Origin of the sequence: Endozoicomonas sp. ALC013, from assembly GCF_049310205.1 — a bacterium.
Lineage (GTDB): Bacteria > Pseudomonadota > Gammaproteobacteria > Pseudomonadales > Endozoicomonadaceae > Endozoicomonas.
This window is the reverse complement of the sequence record NZ_JBLYNS010000002.1, coordinates 52,627-76,795: the sequence shown is the minus strand read 5'-3', so window position 1 is coordinate 76,795 and position 24,169 is coordinate 52,627. Positions and strand designations below refer to the sequence as shown.

The 24,169-nt window shown below is 44.9% G+C and carries 15 protein-coding genes; 8 read left to right on the top strand and 7 right to left on the bottom strand.

The features are described 5' to 3' along the window. Positions 1-56: 56 nt before the first annotated feature. On the bottom strand, positions 57-2,078 hold the full coding sequence (locus tag ACO6V1_RS00950; RefSeq protein ID WP_422449118.1) for a hypothetical protein: 2,022 nt from the start codon (positions 2,076-2,078) through the stop codon (positions 57-59). A gap of 63 nt (positions 2,079-2,141) precedes the next feature. Between ACO6V1_RS00950 and dndB the strand changes: the two genes are divergently transcribed. From dndB to ACO6V1_RS00930, 4 genes are read left to right on the top strand one after another with little or no spacing between them, the layout of a single operon-like run. Then, the gene (dndB, locus tag ACO6V1_RS00945) at positions 2,142-3,482 is read left to right on the top strand and encodes a DNA sulfur modification protein DndB (protein WP_422449116.1); all 1,341 of its coding nucleotides are present in this window, start codon (positions 2,142-2,144) and stop codon (positions 3,480-3,482) included. After that, positions 3,479-5,026 (top strand): DNA phosphorothioation system sulfurtransferase DndC, encoded by a 1,548-nt coding sequence (gene dndC / locus ACO6V1_RS00940; protein WP_422449114.1) that lies wholly within the window; start codon positions 3,479-3,481, stop codon positions 5,024-5,026. The genes dndB and dndC overlap by 4 nt, the downstream gene beginning before the upstream one ends. Then, complete coding sequence (gene dndD / locus ACO6V1_RS00935) at positions 5,023-7,065, top strand: DNA sulfur modification protein DndD (RefSeq protein ID WP_422449112.1); 2,043 nt, start codon at positions 5,023-5,025, stop codon at positions 7,063-7,065. Before dndC ends, dndD begins: the two co-directional genes overlap by 4 nt. Continuing rightward, positions 7,055-7,411, top strand: a complete 357-nt coding sequence (locus ACO6V1_RS00930; RefSeq protein WP_422449110.1) for a DndE family protein — start codon at positions 7,055-7,057, stop codon at positions 7,409-7,411. The genes dndD and ACO6V1_RS00930 overlap by 11 nt, the downstream gene beginning before the upstream one ends. 22 nt (positions 7,412-7,433) lie before the next feature. Here ACO6V1_RS00930 and ACO6V1_RS00925 read toward each other — a convergent pair whose 3' ends face one another. The 6 genes from ACO6V1_RS00925 to dptF are packed head-to-tail and all read right to left on the bottom strand — an operon-like array spanning position 7,434 to position 19,071. After that, positions 7,434-9,233 carry a DUF262 domain-containing protein gene (locus tag ACO6V1_RS00925; RefSeq protein WP_422449108.1) on the bottom strand — a complete coding sequence of 600 codons (1,800 nt, stop codon included), beginning with the start codon at positions 9,231-9,233 and terminating at the stop codon, positions 7,434-7,436. Positions 9,234-9,244: 11 nt separating this feature from the next. Continuing rightward, positions 9,245-10,063, bottom strand: coding sequence for a putative phage abortive infection protein (locus ACO6V1_RS00920; protein WP_422449106.1), 819 nt, complete (start codon positions 10,061-10,063; stop codon positions 9,245-9,247). Then, positions 10,056-10,913 (bottom strand): phosphorothioated DNA-binding restriction endonuclease, encoded by an 858-nt coding sequence (locus ACO6V1_RS00915; RefSeq protein WP_422449104.1) that lies wholly within the window; start codon positions 10,911-10,913, stop codon positions 10,056-10,058. Before ACO6V1_RS00915 ends, ACO6V1_RS00920 begins: the two co-directional genes overlap by 8 nt. Further along, positions 10,913-16,153: a DNA phosphorothioation-dependent restriction protein DptH gene (gene dptH / locus ACO6V1_RS00910; protein WP_422449102.1), complete on the bottom strand. Its 5,241-nt coding sequence runs from the start codon at positions 16,151-16,153 to the stop codon at positions 10,913-10,915. The genes ACO6V1_RS00915 and dptH overlap by 1 nt, the downstream gene beginning before the upstream one ends. Beyond that, the gene (dptG, locus tag ACO6V1_RS00905) at positions 16,134-17,462 is read right to left on the bottom strand and encodes a DNA phosphorothioation-dependent restriction protein DptG (protein WP_422449100.1); all 1,329 of its coding nucleotides are present in this window, start codon (positions 17,460-17,462) and stop codon (positions 16,134-16,136) included. Before dptG ends, dptH begins: the two co-directional genes overlap by 20 nt. 1 nt (position 17,463) lies before the next feature. Beyond that, positions 17,464-19,071, bottom strand: coding sequence for a DNA phosphorothioation-dependent restriction protein DptF (dptF, locus tag ACO6V1_RS00900; protein WP_422449098.1), 1,608 nt, complete (start codon positions 19,069-19,071; stop codon positions 17,464-17,466). 490 nt (positions 19,072-19,561) lie between these two features. Here dptF and ACO6V1_RS00895 point away from each other — a divergent pair, with 490 nt between their 5' ends. The 4 genes from ACO6V1_RS00895 (at position 19,562) to ACO6V1_RS00880 (ending at position 24,129) form a co-directional block, all read left to right on the top strand. Then, on the top strand, positions 19,562-22,279 hold the full coding sequence (locus ACO6V1_RS00895; RefSeq protein WP_422449096.1) for a CHAT domain-containing protein: 2,718 nt from the start codon (positions 19,562-19,564) through the stop codon (positions 22,277-22,279). Beyond that, positions 22,279-23,190, top strand: coding sequence for a hypothetical protein (locus ACO6V1_RS00890; RefSeq protein WP_422449094.1), 912 nt, complete (start codon positions 22,279-22,281; stop codon positions 23,188-23,190). Before ACO6V1_RS00895 ends, ACO6V1_RS00890 begins: the two co-directional genes overlap by 1 nt. Next, entirely contained in the window at positions 23,187-23,783 is a 597-nt protein-coding gene (locus tag ACO6V1_RS00885; RefSeq protein WP_422465442.1) for a hypothetical protein, read from the top strand. The genes ACO6V1_RS00890 and ACO6V1_RS00885 overlap by 4 nt, the downstream gene beginning before the upstream one ends. 67 nt (positions 23,784-23,850) lie before the next feature. Beyond that, on the top strand, positions 23,851-24,129 hold the full coding sequence (locus ACO6V1_RS00880; RefSeq protein ID WP_422449088.1) for a hypothetical protein: 279 nt from the start codon (positions 23,851-23,853) through the stop codon (positions 24,127-24,129). The last annotated feature ends 40 nt before the right edge of the window (positions 24,130-24,169 follow it).

The window sequence follows — 24,169 nt, the reverse complement described above, 5'->3', positions numbered from 1 at the left end:
CTCTACATCTCAAAAAATGGTGAAAGCATTGCTGATCGATAGATGATTAAGGACCGTTATTGATCCAGGCGAACCAGTCGGTTGCCCTCAATCCAGCAGGGCTGCTCCTGAAGATTATTGGCGAAATAGATCAGTAACTTAAGCTGATGGGCGGGTAGGTGGGTTACCTCCCCTGCAGCTTCCAGTGTGGAATCCCCATCGGTGGCATCAAGATGCTGGTTTAGCGCGGTTATAAAACTTTCCAGCATCGGTTGGTTGCTCTGGCTCACTTTATTCAGCAACATCTGCTCTCTTTTTCGTACATCCCGGCGCGACATATTCAGGCGCTGACCCAGCTGGTCGTATTGCAGCTCCTGCACCCCACGGCCCATGATGATCTGAAAGTCGCTGACGGGCAGTGTTTTTCGGATTCTGTTAGCGAGCGTCGTGTATTCAGGTAAGGGGACACTGGTTTCCCCGGGATTATCCTCAGGTGTGCTGGCACAGGCTGGAGCTGTCTCTGGCGATAAAACTGAGTTATCCCGGTGCTGTTCGTCAGGCAGGATATCTTCCGTTGGGGTTGTCCAGTGGCGGTTCAGAAAGGAGTGCATATTCACTGGTGAAGGTTTTTCTGCTACTTCCTCAGTGCTGCCACTCTCCTCCTTCTGGTTACTCAGAGATTGTGGTGCCAGAGATATCAGGTAGTCACGAATGCGTTCAAAGCGTTTATCGCCAATACCTGGAACGCTGCACAAGTCTCGCCCGCCATCGGGTGACGTATAAAAGTCGCCAATGGTTTTGTATTTGAGTTTGCCCTGTGTTTTCCAATAGTTAATGGCGCTCTTGGTTCTTGAAGGGAGGTCACTTTTTTCAATGGCAGCACTGAGGGACTGGGCATAAAAACGTTTGCATTCTATCGGATTCTCAATGGGGTAGAGATGGGCCAGGCTGTTAACGCTGTGAGCCGTTCTTTCCTGATGGGTTGAAGTGGTCGCTTCATTCGGGCCTGGAACATTTTTTAATGCTGCCTGAACCTTTTGCAGTAGTTTTTTGGCCCCCGTTGTCTGCCTGGCTTCCAGTTCAATTTGCAAGTTAAGAAGGACATCTTCTGATGAGCTGTTGGTATTAAATAACTGCTCAAGGCTCTCAAGAGATTTAAAGAAATAAGGGCGAAAAGGTTTTGACTGCGATTTCTGTGCAGTATCTGTTTGGGAGGAATACCTTTTATCTGCTTCAGGGCCGGCTTGCTGTTCTGTGACCGATGGCTCTGCAGAGGGGGCCTCCGAGGGGGTGGTTTCCAGAGAGGAAGCTGTATTCGGAAGCTCAATAGTCAGAAGGTAACTTTGCTTGCCCTGTAGCTGAAGCGCTCGGTTCTCTGCAAGGAACTGCTTTTTTATTGCAATATGGGTAAACAGAACAATATGGTCACGGGTAAACAGGAATGAACCTTTCAGGCTGCTCTGGCGTATCAGAATATCATTTCTATTAGGGATCGTTTTTGGGAGAACCAGTGTATTCTCATGCTGCGTACTGTCCCAAAGCCTTTTAAACAATTGCTCATCATCGCTGAGGTGATCAGTAACAGGGCTTGAGTCTGAAGGTTGTTTTTCTTTGTTAATGAACTCGGCCAGGGACATGCGTTTTTTATGTACATCTTCCAGGTCTGGGGAAAAATATCCGTAAGCGTACCAGGCGAGAAAGTAGCTTTCGTGTGCTCCAAGCCCCCTCAACTTTAATGTTGTGGAAAAATCTTCAAATTGGGTATGCCCTGCTCGTAGCAGAGTAATCACCAGTTCAAGAGGGGCGCAGGGAGGTACAGCAGAGGGTTTGGTACCGGGTGTGTAGGCGAAACTGTTGAACAGTGCAATCGTACCGTTCAGGCTATCATCCTGCAGCTTCAGGTATTGTTGCTCTGCTTCTTTTGAACTGAACAGGACAACCTTCTCTTTCCCATCAATAAAGGGCAGGTCGTCCATGCTGTGGTAACTCAGGCAGGTACCCCAGCCAAGTTCAGTTTTTGGAATCACCAGCGTATTCTTGTCGTTCTTTGGGCTGGTTAGCTCCGTGTAAAGTGAGCGGATATGGGCAAGTGTTGACACGTCTTCAGTTACTTCTACTGCTGTCCTTGGCCGGTGGGGTTTTTGTCCTTTTGGCTGGAGCACATGATTTCTAAAAGTGCGAGTATGTCACAAGACAGACTGAAAAAAACTGCACTCAGTCAGTTACAAGGTCGATTTTCTTCTTTCTATTGTGGATGGGCTTCAGTACAGCTCAGATATCTATACCGAACAAATTACGAACAAAACTATGAGTTCGTAAAAATAAAGATACCTCGTTTACTTGTATGTTATAGTTGCTCATTAATTACGCTTTTGTATGTTAAATTATTTCGAACAGGTGGAGTGATGAGCCGCCAACAAGTGAGCGAGTATTACCACCAATTTCCCGCCGTCAGGGGGATACAGGCAGGGCGACCATGCTATATCGCCATGTGTCCAATGAGGTTGATACCCAAAATCTTTGTTTTTGATGAAGAGGAAGTTCCTCCTGAACTCCGGGCGCAAAGGATTTTGAATAAATCGCGATTGCCTGCCCTAGCGTCTTACTTACTGGATAATGTGGATGATTACACATTGTCTGCTATTACAGCCTCAATCAATGATCAGGTTAATTTTGAACCCTTTGCGGATACTGGTGTTGCAGCAAACCTTGGTTTGCTTTCGGTGCCTATGGATGCACAAATTCTGATCAATGATGGTCAGCATCGTCGGGCAGCGATTGAGTCGGCGTTAAAAGAAAATAGTGAGCTTGGGCATGATAATATTCCCGTGCTTTTCTTCATTGATGAAGGGCTGAAACGCAGTCAGCAGATGTTTGCTGATTTGAATAAACATGCTGTACGCCCCAGTGATTCACTCAGCACGTTGTACGACCATCGCGACCCGTCATCAACCATGGCACGATACATTGTTGATAATGTCCCATGTTTTAAGAAGCTGACGGAGATGGAAAAGTCCAGTATTTCTAACCGCAGCATCAAATTATTTGCTCTCAGTAGCATCAAGCTGGCCAGCCGAAGTTTGTTGCGCAAGCGCGCAAAAGACTCAATTTCCGATGAAGAGATGGAGTTGGCGGCTAGGTATTGGGACTTGGTGAGTAAGTCGATGCCGGACTGGCAAGCTGCAGAAAAGCGAGAAATCCAGTCTGCAGAATTGCGGCAGAATTATGTACACTCACACGGGGTAGCTCTCCACGCTTTGGGGTGTGCTGGTGCTGATCTTTTAAGTCAATATCCGGCAGAGTGGGAAGAATATATACCCAAACTGGGAACGATAGACTGGTCCCGTGCGAACTCGGATCTATGGGAAGGCCGGGCCCTGCATCATGGTCGATTGAGTAAGGCTCGTACCAGTGTAACTCTTACTGCAAATGTTATTCGGAAAACCCTCGGTGTACGGCTAAACCCTGAGGATGAAGCCCTCGAAGAGTCTCTTGATCAATGACCACTGAAAACATGCTGTACGGCAGCATAGACGAAATGCTGGCAGATGATATGTCTGTTTATGCAGGTCGTCCTTTGAAAAATTTACTCCACGAGATTCAGGAACTTTATCTGCATGATGATAAGCCCTGGGTTATCGGTTTTTCTGGCGGTAAAGACTCAACGACAATCCTGTCGCTGATATATACGGCCCTGCTTTATCTTGAGTCAGACCAGCTCCACAAACACATCTATGTCGTGTCATCCGATACGCTGGTTGAAACACCGGTTGTCGTGGATCAGATCAAACATGTTATTGATGCCATAAATACTGGGGCCAAAGCGCAAGGGCTACCAATTAGCGCCCATCAGGTTTTTCCTAAGACTAATGAGACTTTTTGGGTAAACCTTCTGGGCAAAGGTTATCCTGCTCCAACCACATCTTTCCGGTGGTGTACTGAACGGATGAAGATTGATCCGGTCAGTGAGTTTATCATGGATAAAGTAGCCCGGTTTGGTGAGGTTATTGTTGTTCTTGGTTCACGAAGCCAGGAAAGTTCCTCCCGAGCCCAGGTGATAGCCAAGCATAAAATTGATGGAAGCCTGTTATCCCGGCATTCGTCATTGCCAGGCGCCTTTACCTACATGCCTATCGAGAGCTGGACGCACGATGAGGTGTGGATGTATCTGTTGTCAACGTATGCACCTTGGGGCGGCACCAACCGTGAGCTGTTTGATCTTTATAAAGGGTCGAACTCTGGTGAATGTCCACTGGTGATTGATACCAGTACCCCGTCTTGTGGTAACTCCCGTTTCGGTTGCTGGACTTGTACGGTGGTAACTAAAGATAAGGCTATTGAAGGTCTTATCGAAAATGGTGCTACCTGGATGGATAAGTTACTGGTTTTTCGTCAGAAGCTTTGGGATAGCACGAAGCCAGAAAATAAAGAGGAGTTGCGTAACAAGCGGCGACGTGATGGTCGGATCAGTTATGTCCGTAGCCGTAATGTTAATGAAGATGGCTCTCGTGATATTAAGCGGGCTTTTGGTCCATACAAAATGATTGTTCGCCAGGAGTGGCTGGAAGAACTGTTAACGATTGAAAGGGATTTGCGTGCAAACGGTCATGATATTGAGTTGATAACTCGGTCGGAGCTTCATGCTATCCGTATTGAGTGGCTTCATGATCCTTTGGATCCTGACTGGACAGACCATCTGCCCGCTATTTACCGAAGGGTTTATGGTGAAGATCTGGACTGGGTAGAGAATGATGCGGGGGCTTTTACCAAGCCAGATGCTGATTTATTGAAAGAGCTGGAAGAGCAGCACCAGGTTCCGGCTGAACTCATTATGAAACTGATTGAGCTTGAACTTTCTATGGAAGGTTTGAGTGTGAGGCGTGGTTTACTCAGGAAAATGGAAAGTCTGTTAGAGCAGGATTGGGATGCCGACAATAGTCATGACTACCGAATAGAGAGCCTCAGAAAGCTTGATAGTTACGACAAAGAGATGAATGAATTGCGAACTATGTACGAGGAACTGACGAAAAAAGAGGAACTGGCATGATCCTGGAAGAGTTAAAAATTTGTGACTTCCGGGTAATCAAGGGTGAAGAAAAAATCTCACTGGCTCCCCGTACTCGCAATAATCGCAAGCGCCCCATTATTCTGTTTGGTGGTTTGAATGGTGCGGGTAAAACCACCACGCTGACTGCCATTCGATTAGTTCTGTATGGTCGTCATAGCCTGGGCAGTAACGTATCAAATAAGCAGTATCATGCCTATCTGCGAGAGTCTATCCATAAAAGCAGGAACTCTTTGGTGCAGGCGAACGCTGCCCGTATCCATCTGGCGTTTAGCTATGCGACCCGTGGTGAAGTATCCCGTTATACCGTTAAGCGTGAGTGGACTGTTGATGCAGGAAGTTCCGATGAGACAGTGTCTGAAATCTTAAAAATTGAAAAAGATGGTGTGCTGCTTGAAGAGCTGAGTGAACAGCAATGCCAGGGCTTTCTTAATGAGCTGGTACCCATAGGTGTGTCAGACCTCTTCTTTTTCGATGGGGAAAAGATTGCAGAGCTGGCAGATGATACTTCCGGTAAAGCTTTGGGAGCGGCAATTAGAAAATTGCTGGGGCTGGATGTGATTAACCGTATGCGGGATGACCTTGCCATTTATATACGGGAAAAAAATACTGCTGCAATGCCCGAAGCACATCAAAAGGAAATGGCTGGTCTCAAGGTTGCTTATGAGTCTTCCTATGCTTTATATAAAAAAGCGATGGATAACTATAGCGAAGCCATAAGACAGGTGAAGGGGCTCGATAGTAAAATTAAGAAGTCTGAGGGCTATATCTCAAGCAAGGGTGGAGAGTGGGCCCGTTCCCGGTCACAAGAGCAGGAGCGTGTTGATGCTTTGCTGGCAGGAAAGAAACAGCTTGAAGCGCAGCTGCGAGACTGTATGGGATCGACCTTTCCGTTGGTTCTCAGTATGGGGCGGGTAGAGGAATTACTTGCTCAGCTTGAACGTGAGCAAGATTATAAAAAGCAGCAATTGTTAAAAGTGACGATGACGAAGAAGCTTAACCTTCTGAAAAAGTCACTGGAAAACACTCTCAAGGATAAACAGGCGGTAGAGTCCGCTGTAGAGCAGGCATTCGCAGATATTTTTGCTGATGTACAGGCGGTAGATGTGATTCATGACTGTTCTGAGCGACAGTTTTCCAGTATCCGCCACCTGGTTAAAGAGGTCTTACCGACTGTCCGTCGTCAGATGTTAGAGCTGGGTGATAATTTGGCTGATATTCAACATCAGTTAGATAATGCCAGTAAAAACCTTGAACGAGCGCCAGATGAGGCTTTTTTAGAGGATGAACTGGAACAGCTTCGTAAGTTTAATGACGAAAAAGCTAAACTCACTGGGCAAGCTCAATTAGCCCGAGAAGAAGCGCGTAAGGCACTCCGTGAAGCGATGGACCTGATGCGTAAAATGCAGAAGAAAGAGCAGGAATTCAGCTCTAAGTCCTCCAGCACTCGAGCCTATCAGATAGCCAAGCGGTCTCGTGAACTGCTAAATGACTTTGCCAGTCAGGCAACGGAGAATAAAGTTGCTCAATTAGAGCAGGAGTTTGCCAACTCCTTCCAGAAGCTGGCTCGTAAAGATGATATCAGCCTGCAGGCCAAGATTGATCCGAAGACATTTGATGTTCGCCTGCTAAACAAGAACGGTGACGAGATCAGCAAACAGCAGCTCTCTGCCGGTGAAAAACAGATTTTTGCTATAGCGATACTTGAAGCACTGGCACGAACTTCAGGCCGTAAATTACCGGTGATTATTGATACCCCGCTTGGTCGATTGGACAGCAAGCATCGGGGTAAGCTGGTTGAGAACTACTTCCCAACAGCCAGTCATCAGGTGGTGATCCTGTCCACAGATACGGAGATTGATCAGGCTTATTTCAAGACGTTGCAGCCTCATATTTCACATATCTATGAGGTTGAGTATTTTCCGGAAGAAGGGCACTCTGAATTCTTGGAACGTAAGTATTTTGGGCAAAGCCTGGTAGAAGAATCTGTTGTAAAGGAGTGTATCCCTGATGTTGCCTAATCGCATTAAATTGTCAAAGAAGGCTGAGGACACACTTGGCATTATCCAAGGGCGGACAGGCCTTAGACCAAATGCACTTGCACGATTGGCAATTGCCCATGCTCTTGAAATAGGTTCTTTAAAAAATGGGGTTAGTTCTAAGCAGGATGGTGTTAAAGACGCACTAGCAACATCAACACTACTTGGTGATGATGCTGAAGTATATGCAATGTTAATTCGGCAACAAGTTAAAGAGCACGATCTTGGAAAAGTAGTAGCTCAGTTGGTGGATGATGGTTTAGGTTTATTCTCTGGAGTGAATCATCTGAGGGATCTATTTGTGAAGTGTAAAGGGAAGGTGGCGTGAGCCACCTTATCTGTTATGTATGCTATACGTTCAGAGACCAAATAATGGGAGCATACTCTGTAGCAAACTGGTTTTGTCTTGCTTTAATTGCTTCAAGGCTCCACTCATGGTTTTGTGACCATTTTAAGTGTTGATCTACAATCTGACGATTCAAGCTAATCTCCGTATTAGCGTAGCTAGATTCTATACTTGGGTTTAGCTTGTCTGCAAAGCTAGATGACTTGATATGTTTCTTCATGTCTATCGGAATGATCGTGAGGTTGCCATATTGTAGCGAAATTGTTTGGAAGTTTGGCTCGTTTTCTATGCCTTTCCAAATCGAGGATGGCTTTTTAGGTACTATGTAATCTAAGCAAAATGATTCATTTATATCGTTGACTCTGATTTTATTTGATGGGTTTATATGCTTTTCTATTTTATTAAGTACATAGAATCCTTGCTTCTGATTTTTAGGTGTGGCTGTTCTAAATAACTCTATGAATTTGTCGTCAGGACTCTTTCTTTTAAATATGTCTGAAGTTTCCTCTATACTCTTTGTATGTCTGAGTGTTTGGGCTGCTAAAGAAAAGGTTGACTGTAAAGTCAAAACTGAATCTTTAACTATGGTTCCCTGTCTGAAAAGGTAATTTTCGCAGAGTTTAATACAATTTTCAATTTTTTTGATATTTCCTTCACATACTTCAATTGTTGCCATGATGAACGGAGTACAGTGTTCCTTCCAATTGATGTCAATAATTGAGTGGTACGATTTAGTCAGTTCTTCACTCCAGTCGGGGATATTTTTTAAGTAAAAATCTTTCCAGTTTATAGAGTCTATCTTTAGTTGGTGGCTCAGTTGGTAAGGTTCTATTATATTGTTATTTAATTTTTCAGATATGGTTTCATAAATTTTTTCTTTGTTGAGTTTTTTGTATCGTGAGCTGTAGGAGTATTGGATTATTTGTGGTAGATCTAATCTGCTATCATCTAATTCCTCATATGCATCCAAAAGCTCATCCCAATTGTTCTTTACTTCTTCTGAGGAATCCTTGGAAGCATCTTTTGAGTGATCTAATAAAACATTCTTAATAAGATCGGCTTTAGATAGCGTTAGCCCTCTATCATTAAGTGTTTCAAATAGACTGTAAGCCATCCACTCTTTTTCAGTTTTTACTAGAAGTAGATAAAAGTCGTTGGTAATTGTCTCAGTAAGAATTCTAATCTTGTCATCCCTATCTCCATTTTTTATATAATTGTCAATTTTTTCAAAAAAAAATAAAAATGTATCTTTTATATTTTGTCGTACTGAGTTTTCGGGAAGCATTTGGCTTTGTAAAAAAAGTATTTTATCTTCTTTAGTTTCCTTTTCAAGGATGCATTTTCTGTAAAAATCATCTCCTCTGTTTAATTTAATTCGCTGAATGTCCTCATCTTTAGATCTTAAAGAAACAACGCAATCATCAAGGTAGTTCTCTAAAGTACGTCGTATTTTTCTATCAGAGACATCTTCGATGTAGCAACGCAGACATTCTGAAAGGATTGTTGTTGTAGTTAATCGCTGTTGACCATCAATGATCTTGTATCGAGTATTCTCATTCGAAGATTCCCCTCCAATTATTACTACAGCCCCAAGAAAGTGTCCTTGTAGGTAATCATTGTTATTGTCATCTTTTTTCTCGCTTTTTTCGATTGTGGAAAGCAAGTCATCCCATAGTCTTTGTCTATTTTCATCTTTCCAGCTGTAAACTCTCTGGTTAGCGGGTACTTCATAATAGCTGGTTTTGAAAACATCTCGAATACTGCATGTTTTGGTTACGAGCTGGCGTCCAGGATCTACAATCATGTGATTATTCCTTATAGATGATTTTTGTGAAGATCGAAATCTAAAAGATCATTTTTTTCGATGTGGTCAAAAATATTTTTCTCTGATAGAAGTGATCTTTTGATAAAGTTTCTTTGTGTTGCAGAGTGATAAAATAAAATCAATAGCTCGAAATTAGTAAGTTGAGCTCTTATGATATGCCAGTATCTCAATGTTTCTTTTTCTATTGTTTCTTTTGTCTTGTCACTATTTAGAATTTCTTCTTCTGATGTGTCGTGAATGAACACAAATATTTGGTTTAAAGTTCTTATATAATGGCCAATGGTATTTTGATTTTTTGCATAAAATGTATTGTAAGCTTTCTTTAGTATTTTGGATTCATCTTCTTCATTTAATGATTTATCTTTTTCTAAAGCGTAATAGTATTCTAGGTTTTTGTATACTTCTTTGAATATTTCTCTTCCTTGAATGTTTTTTTCTTCGATCTTTATTGTTTTTATGTTTTCATTGTTTAAGTTTATCATTGAAAAGAAAGTGGCTTCAAATGACTGTTTTTTTATTTGCTTACTTTGATCCTTGAATGCTTCTGTTGACTCTGAAAGTTCTCTAGATTGTATGATTAATGTCCATAAAATGGCTAGTAATGAGAATAAACTAAATATAGGGTTTAGTGTGCCTCCAAAAAAGTCACCGAATTGCCCCCATTTTTCATGATCGGCTATAACTGATCCTGGGAAAAATAATCGATACTTTAAAGCTGCTATTGCTGCACATAAAAGTGCAATTCCTGCTATGGCTATAACTCCTTTTTTTACTTTTCCATAGTCATTTAATCTTCTGTTTTCAATCATGGCTTTTACCTGAAAAAATGTTTTTTCTATGCCATTCCAAATACAGGGTTGATGGCTTTTGAATGTTTTTGATGGGGGTTAGGATGCTTTTGTTTTCATAGTTTGTGATTTGTGCTGTGAAAGCATCCCCACCGTAAGCATGATCGCTAATAATAACTTTAAATGAGCTATCAATTGAAATAACCCCTCTGTCAAAAACTTTATGGTGCAAGGAACACAGTGATATTCCATTATCAATAGATGATGGACCGTTACTCTGATGCCACTTGATATGCGCTGCTTCAAGTCCGATAGAATCACGTCCTAATCTACAATCAAATCCACAAATTGCACATTTATAACAATAAGCTGTTAGTACTTTATGCCGAAAGCTTGGATCCCGTTTATGTGGTTTATTCAGGTACTCCTGAATATCCAGCTTTTCAATAATGTCATCATGAATCGTAACAGGGAAAAACTGTTCCAGAAGTGCACCAATAGTTCGAGCCAACTTGTCTTGATTGTTGACGATGTCATCAAACTCTTTCTGAGTAAGTCCACCGGCAACATTGTATTTCAGAAGTTCTGTCTTTTTTACGTCCGTATTACTAGCACGAGGTTGGGCTTTTTCATGATTTTTTAGCTCCCAAAAACCATCATTCTTTAATCTCCAGAATGGGTATTCAGGATGATGAGCTTTTCGATAAGGTCCAAATTCAATCAATAAATCCCTGAGCGGTTCATCAATTTCTTTAAAGGTGAAAAAACGATCATGCCCTTTTTGATATTGTGAAAGCACATACAAGAGCAGGAGCGGTTTATGAACCGCTCGCTGATCTCCGCGCTTCCATACATTAAGATTAAGCTCCATTATTTACTTACCAACTCCCAAAACGCTTTATCCTTAATAGTCCGAACCCTATCCCCACCCCCAAGATACAGCGACGTATGTTTATCCAACCCCTGTATTTGCTCAATGATCTTATCGTCATCCGCCTTACTGCTGGTTTTAAACACCATACGCACATCCTGAGCCTTAATCTCATTCACTTTATGTACCACCCAGCTCAGTACATAACTTGCATAGTTATTTTCACTGGTTTTAAAGTGGCTAAGCTCCTGGGTGGAGAGAATGGTGCCCACCCCAAACTCCCGGCCTTCCTTCATTATCATGCGCAGACTGGGGAAGTTTTGCTTCATAAAGTTGTCTGCCTCATCCACCAAAACAAACTTGGAGAGCTGACGATAAGGCGATTCAAACTTTGAGCTGCCCTGCAGGTGCATCTGGTTGTAGAAAATATCCAGCGTCATGGCGACCACCAGGTTCTGGATTTGGGAGTCGTAACCCGAGAGGTTAATCACCGTCACGCCGTCCACCAGGTCGTAGAGCGACTGGGTCTGGCTTGGGTCCGGCTGAAAAATCTGAAAGCTGATCAGGTCCGACAAGGCTGCATAAAGAGAATCCTCTTCTACCTTTTCCTGATCCATAAACAGGTCCCACACTTGCTGAACCGTTGGGGATGGACGGTTCCAGGTGGTTGGGTCCTGAGGTTTAATGCCTGCTCTTTCGTAAGCATCCAGCACCAGTGTGCGAATCTTGTTTTGCTGCTTGTTACCCAAGTTAAACGCCGTGGCCAGTGTGGTGCGGAACAGGTTAGCAGTGTGTACCGGCAGCATCGGTTTTTTGCCAAACAGTGCCAGAGGATTAAAAGGCAGGTTAAACAGGTCAAAAACTTTGGCGTTGGTGGCCTCAACAAAGTCCTGCTTAATGTAGTCTGCCTTGTAGTCAAAAATCAGAATACCGATGGGCTTGCCATCGACATTTTGACCCTGATTTTGCACAAGCTGGGTAATCACACTTTTAGTAAACTGGGTTTTCCCTGTTCCCATAGTGCCAATAATGGCGGTATTGGGGTTAAACAGCTTGTTGGTATTGGTAGGCTCCCAGTTAATGGGCAAGCCGGTAACCAGCTCTGTACCGAACAGTACCTGCAGGGGCTTATCCTCTGTCTGTGCAGGTTGCATAGTTGCAGATTGTTGTTCCGGTGTCGTTAATTGACTGGCCGTTTCCTCAATGCCCTCTGTAGGTAGTGCTTCTTGCTCTGTACTACCGGTTTCCGGATTTGTATTTTCGGAGTCAAAATCCTGATCAAGAATGCGACTGAGTTCATCAAATAACTCATTCTGGTCAAGCTCTGGCTCTTCACCCTCGAGTTCTTCATTCTCAGAGCTTTGCCATCCATCAGCAGTGGCAAGTGGTGAAACTCTCTTACTCTCCAGCCCCGCAGGCATAAATGCAGAAGCAGGAATACCCAGCTGATTGGTGGTGGGGAGCAGATTTTGCAGCTCTGCCAATGGGCTTCCCACCAGTGTGTCCAGATAGGCGTAGGGAATTTCCAGTTGCAGGATATTGTCAATTACCTGGGCCGTTGTGCGGCTACAGTTGTCGTCTTCCCGGTGCACAACCACTAGCCCGGCAGGGTAGTCTGGCAAGCTGGCCAGATGGTAGTCGCCTTTCAGCCATTCCTCACGTTGAGTGAGCAGGTCGTTAAAGTGACTCTCATTGAAGACCTGATAGAGCTGATACTTTTCAATCTGCATCAGCACCTGGCGCATAAACAGGCCACGGTAGAGTCGGCCTTCCAGCGTTCTGGGAGCCAGCAGCCCGTCCACCATGTAGTCCCGCAATGCCAGGGCCTGGGTGCGGGCACCCTCCAGGGCGCTATGGCCGGAGCCGTAATGGCCGGTTTTTACTTCCACCGGCAGTAGAATCAGTTCGCCATTTTTGAAACCGGCAAAAAGAATGTCGTCGGAGATCTTGCCCTGGAATTTTTCGCCTTTGTGGTAGCGGGAAAAATCACCTTCGCTCATTTTCAGGCCCACATTGCCAGAGACCCGAATCATCTCCGCAACTGAGAGGGGAATCCAGGTAATACCGGATTCTGCCAGCAGGGCACTGATCAGTTTCCAGCTGCCAATAATGCCCTGTTTCCCTTTTCGCTCAGTGTCTTTATCGGTCACGGTTTTCAGCAGCCATTCACCGTTGAAAGCGTTGTATTCGCTGATCAGGTTGTTGCCGCTTTCGTTCAGGATCTTTTTATAGAGCTCGGTCTGGCGAGTGACCGTAATGGCATCGTAACCGGCGGAGTTGGTGTACTGGTCTGAGTAGTGAATCAGGATCAGGTTCTGGCTGCTATGGAAAAATTCCAGTGTTACCTTGGGATCAATCACGGTGGTCCAGATGGAGCTATCGTAGGAGCGGTCCAGTGCGGCACGGAACTCATCACTGACTGCCAGCGCGATAGCGCTGTTTTCGGTATACAGGGTGTTGGACTGCCGGGCCGGTTTCAGTAGTCGATTAATCAGCAGGGCCAGCCTGAGGTGCGGCTGGTTTTGCCACTGGCTATTCTCAAGCCCGAAAGCGGTGTAATAGCTGCCATGCTGGCTACGTGAAGACTCACCATTAAGCAAACCTTCGCAGGCCTGGCCGGAGATATGTTGTTCCGAGTTTTTATCGACACAGTCGATCTTCTGGTTGTTCTTGAAGAAGCTGAGATGGGCGTAGCCCTGTTCGTTATCCTTATGACGGAATTTACTGAACGAGAGGCGGGTGCGCAGCAGGTCAATAATGGTATCGGCATTTTCCCTGGCACTGCCTTTATCCAGCTTATAGGTCTGTTTGATCTGGTCGTAGGAACCCATCTCTGCGAAACGATCGAACTCAGTTTCTGTCAGGCTGCTATCGTAGAGATTAATGTGAATACAACGGCTGTTGAGTAGATGGCTTCGGTAATAGCTCAACAGTCCCTGGAATACTTCGCTGTTTTTACCATTATTAATCGAGTTAATAATCAGTGGGGCAGAGTCTACCTGCCGGAATAGCTCCCGGAAGGTTTTCATAAACTCCTCGATTTTCTCCTTCACCAGTTTGCCAACAAATTGATAGTTGGTTTGCTGCTGGGGAACAATCTCCAGCCAAAAGCTATTATCTTCCACTATCTGGGTGTAGCAGTACTCGTACTGCTTTGAGTATACGTAGGGCAGCAGGCCTCGCGGGTTCAGGCGCTTGCGTGTCACGGGTGGCAGATTATTGAATGAGTGAGCGTCGTTGTCGCTGGTAATATTATCGGCAAGATAGAGATAGTAAGCGACAACCAGTGGATGCAGCGGTGAGATCAGCTCACGCTCATCCTGTTCAATAAAGCCGACCTTTAGCAGGGTTCTGGTATCGTTATCCAGGCTCATATTGAGGGGAATGCTGTCCAGAAATTCCAGATAGGTTGAAACATAGTCTCTGGCGCGATCCCTTAATTCATCTCCCCAGGAGCAGAGCGATAGCAGGGTATGCCGGCCTTTCAGGTAGTCCAGCAAATCGTTGCAGGCATTGGCAAAGTCTGGCGCTATACGGCTGATATCTTCACAGGTGATATCGGTCTCGCCATTAGCGGACAGGAACAGGGTTCGTTCTGTTACCAGCCGGTATTCAAGTTCCAGCAGTTTCTGGCGTGGACCAACGGTTTTGTTTTCCTGGTTATCCAGAATTACTTTGCCTTTGGCCGGTATAAACTGCCCGTTATATTGATCGTTAAACAGGCGGTTAAAGCGGTGTTCGTCCAGTAATAGAGGCAAGGTCAGAGAGTCACTGCTGACTTCTCCTTCGACCTGAAAAGTCAGTCGGCCGAGTCCGGCGGTTACATCAAATAATACGACTTCCGACTGCTCGTAGGGCTCCTGATAATTGATAATCCCATACTCATCGGTGGGTACACATTCTTCGTTATCCGAGAGCAGCTTTTTATCTGACAGGTCCGGATTGATAATCAGCTCGTGTTCATCGGTCTGCAGGACAATACAGGATTTTTTCGGGTTTACCAGAAACCTGTTCTCAAAGGCCTCAATATGAAAAGTGCCTTCCTCCACGATCAGTATATGGAACTGATGGCGCTCATTGTTTTTCGGCCGGTTTAAGAGCAGGGTCAGGTAAGTGGGAGAACCGCTCCATGGGAGGTCACAGGTCAGGAAGTACTTGCCTTTGCCGGTTGTACCTTTAAGAGGCAGATGCTTGAAAGCCTCATTGTTGAGGATATCAAACTGTTCCCGCTTCAGGTCATTGCCGTGGAAAACCACTTTCAGTTTGACTTCGCCTGTTTCTCGGGGGGCTTCGATAATCAGATGTTTTTTGCGTTTTCCGGCAGCAGAATTACTCTCGTTTCTGGGGCCGGTGAGTTTGCAGTTTTCATTGGCTTCGAGGGAATGGAAGGCCAGGGCGAACTGCTTTTGTTCATCCATTTCGTTCCAGAAATTCTGTACGTCAACAGATGTGTAGTCCGCATCAGCCCTGGTAATATTTTCCCGGATAAATTTATCGCCCAGATCAGGTAATCGCTCATTTATCTCTTCAGGAAAATGCTCGACGACATCGGCGATCTCTTGTTTTAAACGGCGATTGTCTTCAAGCCGCTTCAGGATCTGCTTGTCGCTCCAGTTACCGGTATTGATGGCCGCATCGGGTAGCAGACCAAGGTTACGGAGGTCAGGGGAGCCACCGGAAGCAATGGTAGTAAAAAGTGGCTCAAAGCCAAACATGCTGCCGCCTTCTTCACGGATCAGCGATGTTTGCCAGGCCAGCAGGTTTTTGATCAGGCGCTGGCCACTCACCTGGCTGTCGGCGTATTCAACCAGGTTGGCTTCTACTTTTTCCGGTGCCCATACTGAGCCCGGGCTGGCCAGGTCGTCGGCACTGTTGATAAGCGTATCCAGAAGGCTGTTATGGAGTACCAGCAGGGCACAGTCATCGAGGGGGGCTGACTGGCCGGCAATGGTGTCCCGCAACATGGAGATATAGTTTTCACTGAAACCGGCCTTCAGCTGTTGGTTGGCATCGGCGTGGGCTACACAGACCAGTCGAACATTGTTGATTTGAATATAGGGAAGCGCAGTATCTTCCAATACAATGGTGCCGTTGGCTTTGCTTTTCAGCTCATGGAAAAGCGTTTTGGTATTTTTCGCATCCGGAGACTGGAACTGATACCGGGAGCCGATGTTGATCACATCGCTCAACCACAGGATCAGCCGGTTTACCAGGAATTGTTCAAATGGTGCTGCGCACATAGACGGCGTCTCCACTGTCACTCAAACGATCAACATTTCCAACACGGTCATAGAACGCAAGGAGGCTTTGTTCGGATTGCTTATCAAACCAGAAACCACGATCCTGGAAGCCTTTCAGAAGTTCCTGGAAGTGCAGTTTATGGTCTCTGCCAATGACAAGATTGGTCAGTAATAACAGGTAGTCCTGGCTAAGTACCAGTACCCGACCGGTCCGGCCCCGGGATTGAACAAAGTGACGGCAGACCTGTTTTTCAAACTCTTTCTGGTAGGCGGCTCTGATTTCATGACGGGTTGTTGCGACAACGTCAAACTGATCCTGTGCGTAATCAAACAGTACTTCCAGTGCACGGGTGGCAATGTTGTCGGATGAGCCTTGCTTCGGTTTCAACTGGTTATGGGTCTGGAAATTTTCGGCCCATTGTTCCACGGCATGAGCAACCGATGTCTGTGTCGATAAGTCAGCCTGTTGTAATGACTGACGGAACATCCAGAGTGGATACTTTTTGTCACCACCTTTATTAAGACGATCCAGCATGGAGAGAATTGGGAACACCGCTTTTGAAGCGCTGTAGAGTTGGCGGAAGCCGTTACGATGTATTTCTGTCCGCTCTTGTCCCGCTCTTTCATTATCCAGAATAAAGTAGAGCGGTTTGCTGGTGGGCTCTCCCGATTTCCACCCTTTGATATTCAGGGCCATTTGTGAGCAGTAGATAAAGTTGTATAGCTCAAGAAACTGGTCACAATATTGAAGCAGGTAGTCTGTTTTCCGGCACAGGAATGAGAGGTCTTTTACAAAGTTGTTGGCCACAAATGGCAGGTAAGGATATTGGCCATCATCAGGCGCTTTTTCTTTTAAATGACCACGTAATTGCTTGAGTATAATGCTCTCAATAAAGTTAGGATGGCTGTCGAGGGTGGCCTCAACCTGGCTAAACGCCATGAAGCTCTCAAAAATCGTACTCAGGTGTTTACTGGCGCTGGGTGGTTTTTCACTTTGACGCAGTAGCAGGAAATCGGGAGCAACGCTTTGCAGAGCGTTATCCTCGAAATACATTTTGTCTAAATGCTTGATAAAGCTCTCTTCACTGAGCTTGCTGGCAATTTCATCCAGGCACTTGGCTTGGAAGCGTTCAAACCTGAAAGAAGGTTTTAGCTCTTTACCAATGATCAAACCGAGGGTATGGCCAGCCGTTATGGCGTAATCAAACCGGTTACCCTTGTTGCGGTAGGGCAGGTATGTATGCAGGTAGTTTTTCTGCTTATGGTCTGAGTGACCCAGGCCCTTAATAATCTGTTCTGGTAAAGTCATATCAACGCTCCACCCTGATCTCGTCTTCATCGATATCATTAACCAGCGACCAGTTTTCTGAGCCTTTGGTGATATGAATGCGGTCTTTGTGCCTTACTTGCGCGGTAATACTTTCGATAACCTCTTCCAGCAGGACAATGACGTTTTTATCATGCCGGTTTGGACGATAGCCCCGGTTGATTTTGCGAATAAGATCCAGAAAATTCACGGAAACTGGCAGTGCTGGAAGCTCATGGTCGTCCAGTTTCAGGTAAGCATTAAAATAACCCAGGCGTGCAGGACGTTCATTTTGTACTTGCTTGAGGCTGGCGCGAATATCAACATGGGCTGATACCTGGTAGCCATTAAGGTCATTCAGGAAAATTTGGCTCTTGTCACTTAACTGCGGAGCAAAACGGTTGGCGTAGCGCAGCAGGGCTTTGATCAGCTCTTTACTGTAAAAAGCTCTCAGGGCATTTCTCTGGTCTGCATCACCCTGGAAGTTGCTATGGAGAAGCCATATTCTTGTATATTCTTCGATCAGCTCATTATTAAAGTCTGTACGGAATTTTAGATGATACTGATCCTGTGGGGGCAGGTCGGTAAACTCAATGTCCTTAAATAAATAGAACAGCCGTAGCCAGCTGCCTGACTGGTTCTTAATTTCCTCAGGATCAATCCATTTCCTCATGTATTCCCTGAAGGTGATAAATTCCTCGTCATCAAAAGTGAGAGAACTCTGTATCAGGAACAGGTCAATATCTTTTGAGCGAATAGTGCATGGGTCAAATTGATGGAGGTTGCGAAACAGATCTGTTTTTTCCGAGGCAAACAGGTTGTCGAACAGATAGTTTGGACCGGTAAGCAGCTGGTGGATTACATCAAGAATAGAGCGTGCGGTCAGAAAGTAATCGTTCTTTAATCGCAGCTTCAGTAGGGTTTGCACAATCAGCTGCTGAACCGGTTTCTGCTGCAACATGGCGAAGTTGCTGTAAAGAACAGGGTCATCTTCTCTGGCCATTGTCTGCCAGGCCAGGTAAAAATCATTCTCGCTGTTGTTGTCAGTCAGCTTATGGAGAATATCCGCAATAAACGGTGAAAGGATTTCATCGCCGATGGGGACGTATTTGGGAAAGTCCTCGAAATTCAGGAAGGTATGATTAGGGGCAACACTCTGACTTTTTAAACCGGAAAGATAGGCTTTGATCGAGTTCCTGATATCCAGATGCGCTTCTGAGCCGCTATCGCTGTAATTAAATAACATGCCCGTATTAATGCCTACCACTAATGGCAGGTCGGATGCTTTATGGCTGGCAAAGAGATCATCCAGAGTGGCGATGGCATCCTTGTCTGGCTGGAAGCTATGGGTGGCATCTAAATGGAAGGTGATCTTTTTATGGTGTTTATCATAGGACCGGGTCAGGATTTCTGATTTACCATCCCCTGAGCTGCCGCAGAGAAAGATTATCTCATCAGCACTCTCAATGTTCTTAATGGCTTTCTTAAATGCCTTTTCGACATCAGTCTCGATGTAAAGGTATTCTTTGACACGGTTATTGCGGTTACCAAGCGTCGAGACGGCATGAGCCGATGACCGCGAAAGGATGTCGAGCAGCTTGCGAAGGGTCATGGAAATACTCGATATTTGTCGAATGTTGCCCGTCAGACTGTTGCCGGTTGCCTTTTACTGCAATGGGATAGGGGTATGGGAACGTCTGATTATAAATAGAGGACTATCAGCCTTGGGTGGTCTTTGGTGGGGATAAGTGTCATCTATTTCCCCCCACGCTACCGCTCGTGGGTTGTGCTACGGCCTTTTATTGACAGTAGGGAGCATGGGCCCAGATAGCTCAGGTTTGGTGATTTTGATAAGTTGACAGATAGTACTAGAAACCGTTGGTTATCAGCCAGTAGTACAACCACGGTGATATAAAAAAGTATTTTCAAGTTGGTTTTTTGGTGCTGGTTGATGTTGCAACCAGTCAGCTAGTTTATCAGTAGCGTTTAAGGGCAGTGCCTATAACTGGCAGGGACACGGCCTTAAAATCAAGTCTGTGTGGACCGCGCCTTAGAGCTATAGGGTTGTACGATATTAAATATTCATAAGGAGTTATTAGGTAATGAATAATAATCAAAATGCCATAGCTACAGAGTACTGGCTCTATAGCTTGGCGCAACAGAAGGCACTGGCAGAAGATATCGACCAGAAATTATTTGATAAACATAACGCAAAAGGACGGGAGTTATACGATAAAGCAGGCAATCTCAGGCAGCTGGAGAAAGCAAAAAAGCATTTCCAAAGGGCGCTTAAGGCCACAGGTAGAAACGCTTATGCAAAATCCGCTGTGCACCATAATATGGGTATTCTGCATAACACTCATTATGCCCGATTACCCGGAGGTAATGTTGAGAACCTGAATAATGCCCGTAAATATCTTGAAACAGCCCTGGCATGCAAAGAGAGGCAGCGATTCCATGATCGATATGCTTATACACTCACTCAACTGGCTGTGACCTGGCGAAAAGCGGCAGCCGAGCCTCTTTGGCCAGATGATGCAAGTGTTTGTCTCAAAAAAGCAGAGCAGTTTAATTATGAGGCGCTGGAGTATTTGCAACAAACCAAATCACTGGTTGCTCAGTTAGTTGGGAATGCTCAGGTCCTTTTGAACTTATCATCTGTGCTTTGTGATGCAGCGAGAGAAAGCGAGGCTTGTGACGCAGTTTACAGGGCTTTTTGCAGTTATATGAAAGCCTGCGACCTGATTCATCCTATGCCTTTGTGGACTGAACTCGAAATGCCTCAACTTCTAGGGATCACTTTTTCCCGACTGTACCGTCTGGGAAAGGGGCAAAAGCATTATGAAGAGGTGTGTGATGAAATTCTCAGACTGGCTCCTCAGTATGGTATTTCAGAAGAGCAACTTTATATGACTGCTCCTAATTTGGATGCCAATAATCTGGAAGTTGAATGTTTAGTTTTGATAAAGAGCCTTGGGGATCAGCCCAGTTTAGAAAAGATAAAGAAAGCAAAAGAAAAAGCTGTTCAGCTTCTTCATAAAAGATACTCCGCTACAACTGACCAGGCTGCAGATGATTTGGCGCGATATATACAGATGTTGGTTTCTGGTGTGGCAAGAGGGTTGTGTCAACATGATATGGCATTAGAAGCCTTTGTTGAGCTGGAACATGTCAGCTCTATGCGTTTCACTGAAGCACAAAGCGTTAACTGGTTTAGCTCGGAAAACAAACTATCTCTAGCCCTCTATCAGATAAAACGCCAGCTTGGATCTATCCACTACGCTCTGAATGAGGCAACCCTGTTTTACCAGTTTCATGATAGGTATGGCTCTCGAGACTCTTTTTTCCAGCATAGCTTGGAAGCATTTGCCAGATTGTATGATGGACGTACTGTTTTAGATGGAACTGGAGTGGTATTTGACTCAACCAGATATCCGGAAATATTCAGAGAGGCTGGGGATAGTGCAGACCCGGAAGCCATATTTCAGCAGCACGCCAAAGCAGTTCTCTCAGATTTTAAAAAAGTTGAGAGCAAGCTCCTTGCTCTTGAACCCAGTTTTAAAAGTTATCTTGATGATCTATTTTCAATATCGCACGCCCATATTGAACAGGTTTTTCAGCTATACCCTGAGCTGACCCTTATAAAAATCGATATGGAGCGTGAGCATGATGACCTTCTCTTGATTGTTATTTACCTTGAAAAGGGAGTTGTTTGTAGCAAAAAGTACATTGCTCCTGCTCCCAGCTCATTAGTAAATGACATGAGCGACACTGCAGCTGCTTCGAAAGAGCCCTCTAAAGACGGGTGGGCATTGGATTTTGTGGACTGGACTGAGTTTCTGCCGATCGGAAAGAAGCAGGTTGGTATTTTGCCCTCATATTTTGCCTCTCATATCCCATGGGCTGCGACAGGTTTACCCGGAAAGCGGTTGTTGGATCTTGTTGATGAAGTTGTCTGGCTGCCCTCCATATTGAGCTTATGTCACAAGGCAAAGCACTATAAATCAAGAAAATCTACGGTCAGGATTTCTGGGGGCGGGACACTCTTCTCAGATTACGCACATACAGATGTTGAATATATTGATGCCACTCAAAATACCACTGAACATAGTGTTCTGAAACGAATTGGTTCATCTGATGTGTTTAGCTTCTATGGTCATGCGGAACATATACACCCGGACAGGCCAAAATTACTCTTGGATCAGTTCGCATTAAATGATGGTCAGATAGGTCGGCAAGTTTGTGGTATGAGTAGGGTAGAGTTATGGGCATGCCAGAGTGGCAGTAATATGCCATTGATGTTTATGGGCAGCCCGGTTAACGAAGCTTTTGGTATGGACATGAATATGCTGGAATTTGGAGCAGACACGGCCATCGGTACCCTTTGGGCCGTCCCTGAACTGGTAACCACGCACCTGAAACGCTATTACGACTTATTGGTCTCTAATGGTGAAAAAGCCTCCAGAGCTCTGCTACAGGCGCAGAGGTGGTGGATAAACACCGGTGCTGACCAGCAGTTAACTGTGATCAAAAAAATAGGCACTCAGGAATATCTGCTTGGCCTTGGTTATACCGGGGCTGGCGATAAGATGACAACAGCCTTAATGGGACCGGTGCTGGCAAAAAATTCTACTGATGATCTTGAAGGGCTGGAGCAAAGCTTTAAGCATCCATCTGCCTGGGCTGGATTGCGTTTTTGTGGTTTGCCTGAGAACAAGAGTCTTTATGTTCCTGAAGAGCAAGTTAAACTCCAGCTTGAGGATAAGGTTGAGCTTGAACGTATCTTAAATAGTCTGGATCTCACCTCGGAGTTTGTGTGATGTGGAATGGCGATTTACCCATAGGTGACTGGTCTTATGATGGTAGAAAACATTATGTGGATAGTTATCGGGATCGAATCGAATTGGTCATCGAAGCTGCTTTTGAAACATTTGATGCAGAAAAGATTTCAACAGTATTTTCATCTCAGAAGGCTGGAGTAGAGCAAATTATAACCCGTTTTTTAGTGCCTGACCTTGACCCTGAGAAATTACCTTGCAGAGATATTCGGCTGTTTTCTGAAATTGGTTTCTGGATCGAGCATAAAACGAGGGGCAGGGTATCCTCAAGAACCAAAACTCATGGCCGTCATGAACTGACTGAACAAGTTGGTAGGGAGTCATTCGAGGTTGAAGTAGAAAACGCTTTGGACCAATTGGCTCATGGATTGCGCAGATTAAACAGTCATGTAGCCTCTGATCTGGTTTACTATTGGCTCTTGGCTAATAAAAAATTGCTGGATGAAATAGGCTGTCTTGAAAAATGGTATGAAATCGCTCAAGAGCCGGAACAGAAAGGTTCAGCCACAAAAGCTACCCGTTACAAGGCTGATGCTTGCTTCAGGTACCTTTATCTATTTTTTGAAATGGGTAAACGAATTGATGATAGAGAAGCTGCTTGCTCATACGAACGTAAGTATTTGGTTAAGGGGGAGAATAAGCCGCAATATACTTCCCCTGGAGTAGAAGAACATTCAGAAAAAGCCAAAGTAAGGCGAGTTATCAGAAAAATTATTGATCAATTTTTGTCTATCAAGCCAAAGCTCACACCCCTTCAGCAATGCTTATATAAGGCCATGGCAAAAAAGTCATTAGTTGACCTCTATGAGTTTGAAGAAGTGTACAGGGAAGAGTATCGAAATAAGATTACCCTGCTTAAATTGTATAAATCGTCTGAGGAGTCAGTAGCATGAAATTGGATCAGCTGACACTGGACGCAATGGTATGTGGCACAGAGCAAGATCCTGAAGCATGGAAATCGCTGCTTATTGATCCTGATAGAGAAAAAAAATGGCATGAAGCCGTTGTGCGGAGGGAGCAGTTGGATCGTTTCTGCTCATTTGCGGCAAATTGGCCAACTCTGGCAAAGAGTTATCGTCAGCTTAAAAAAACAGCAAAAGCAGCGTTGAGTCCTCCCAGGTTGTCCTGCGTGCCCGATACATCTTTCCAGGTAGGCTCTCCCTTTGCGGCTGTAATGAGTAGTGCATCGAAGAAGAAGGATGATGATCTTTTAATATTATCTGAGTTGCCATGGGGAGAGCAGCGCATAATGGCAGTCACTGCTCCACAAAGCATTGCTTTTAAGTGTGATTCGGATATTGATATTTACTTTGAGTACAGCAATGGTAAGGGATGGATTTCTTCTAAAGACACTTGGAGTCTTGAGAAAGCTGAAGGAGCCGTTGTGTTGACTTTCTGTCATGTTTCGGAAAGGTTGAGCGATGACAGAGATACAGTGATTCAGCAGTCTGAGTCTGTAGCAACCATCGTTTTTTTACCGGGCTGAAATAAAAAGCGAAAAAAAATCATTTTCTCTGCGTATAGGGGTATCAATCCAGAAAAGGTACCCCGAAATGAGCAACGCTACACCGCTATCATGCACTTCTGCAGCGAACATATGGTCGAACCTTCCGTCCGTATATCAGAAGAAAGTCCAAGAAATTGCTAATGAGCTGTCTTCAGGTACGCCATTTCAACTTCTTGGCGGGAAAAAAATTCGATGTAATAAGTCGCTGGTAAGGTTTCGCGTGGGCCGCAACCACAGATTAATACTCAAGACGGGTGCTGGTGGCAGAGAGCTACAGCTGCTTAACAGGCAGTGCTACGAGAAAGCCTTTGAACGAAGGTGCTAGTTATTTTTCTAGCCAGTCATCAATCTAAATATCTGTGGAG

Bases quoted from the DNA above. Each gene is read 5' to 3' on its own strand.
- dndB (WP_422449116.1), top strand. From the start codon at position 2,142: ATGATTTCTAAAAGTGCGAGTATGTCACAAGACAGACTGAAAAAAACT.
- dndC (WP_422449114.1), top strand. From the start codon at position 3,479: ATGACCACTGAAAACATGCTGTACGGCAGCATAGACGAAATGCTGGCA.
- dndD (WP_422449112.1), top strand. From the start codon at position 5,023: ATGATCCTGGAAGAGTTAAAAATTTGTGACTTCCGGGTAATCAAGGGT.
- ACO6V1_RS00930 (WP_422449110.1), top strand. From the start codon at position 7,055: ATGTTGCCTAATCGCATTAAATTGTCAAAGAAGGCTGAGGACACACTT.
- ACO6V1_RS00925 (WP_422449108.1), bottom strand. From the start codon at position 9,233: ATGATTGTAGATCCTGGACGCCAGCTCGTAACCAAAACATGCAGTATT.
- ACO6V1_RS00920 (WP_422449106.1), bottom strand. From the start codon at position 10,063: ATGATTGAAAACAGAAGATTAAATGACTATGGAAAAGTAAAAAAAGGA.
- ACO6V1_RS00915 (WP_422449104.1), bottom strand. From the start codon at position 10,913: ATGGAGCTTAATCTTAATGTATGGAAGCGCGGAGATCAGCGAGCGGTT.
- dptH (WP_422449102.1), bottom strand. From the start codon at position 16,153: ATGTGCGCAGCACCATTTGAACAATTCCTGGTAAACCGGCTGATCCTG.
- dptG (WP_422449100.1), bottom strand. From the start codon at position 17,462: ATGACTTTACCAGAACAGATTATTAAGGGCCTGGGTCACTCAGACCAT.
- dptF (WP_422449098.1), bottom strand. From the start codon at position 19,071: ATGACCCTTCGCAAGCTGCTCGACATCCTTTCGCGGTCATCGGCTCAT.
- ACO6V1_RS00895 (WP_422449096.1), top strand. From the start codon at position 19,562: ATGAATAATAATCAAAATGCCATAGCTACAGAGTACTGGCTCTATAGC.
- ACO6V1_RS00890 (WP_422449094.1), top strand. From the start codon at position 22,279: ATGTGGAATGGCGATTTACCCATAGGTGACTGGTCTTATGATGGTAGA.
- ACO6V1_RS00885 (WP_422465442.1), top strand. From the start codon at position 23,187: ATGAAATTGGATCAGCTGACACTGGACGCAATGGTATGTGGCACAGAG.
- ACO6V1_RS00880 (WP_422449088.1), top strand. From the start codon at position 23,851: ATGAGCAACGCTACACCGCTATCATGCACTTCTGCAGCGAACATATGG.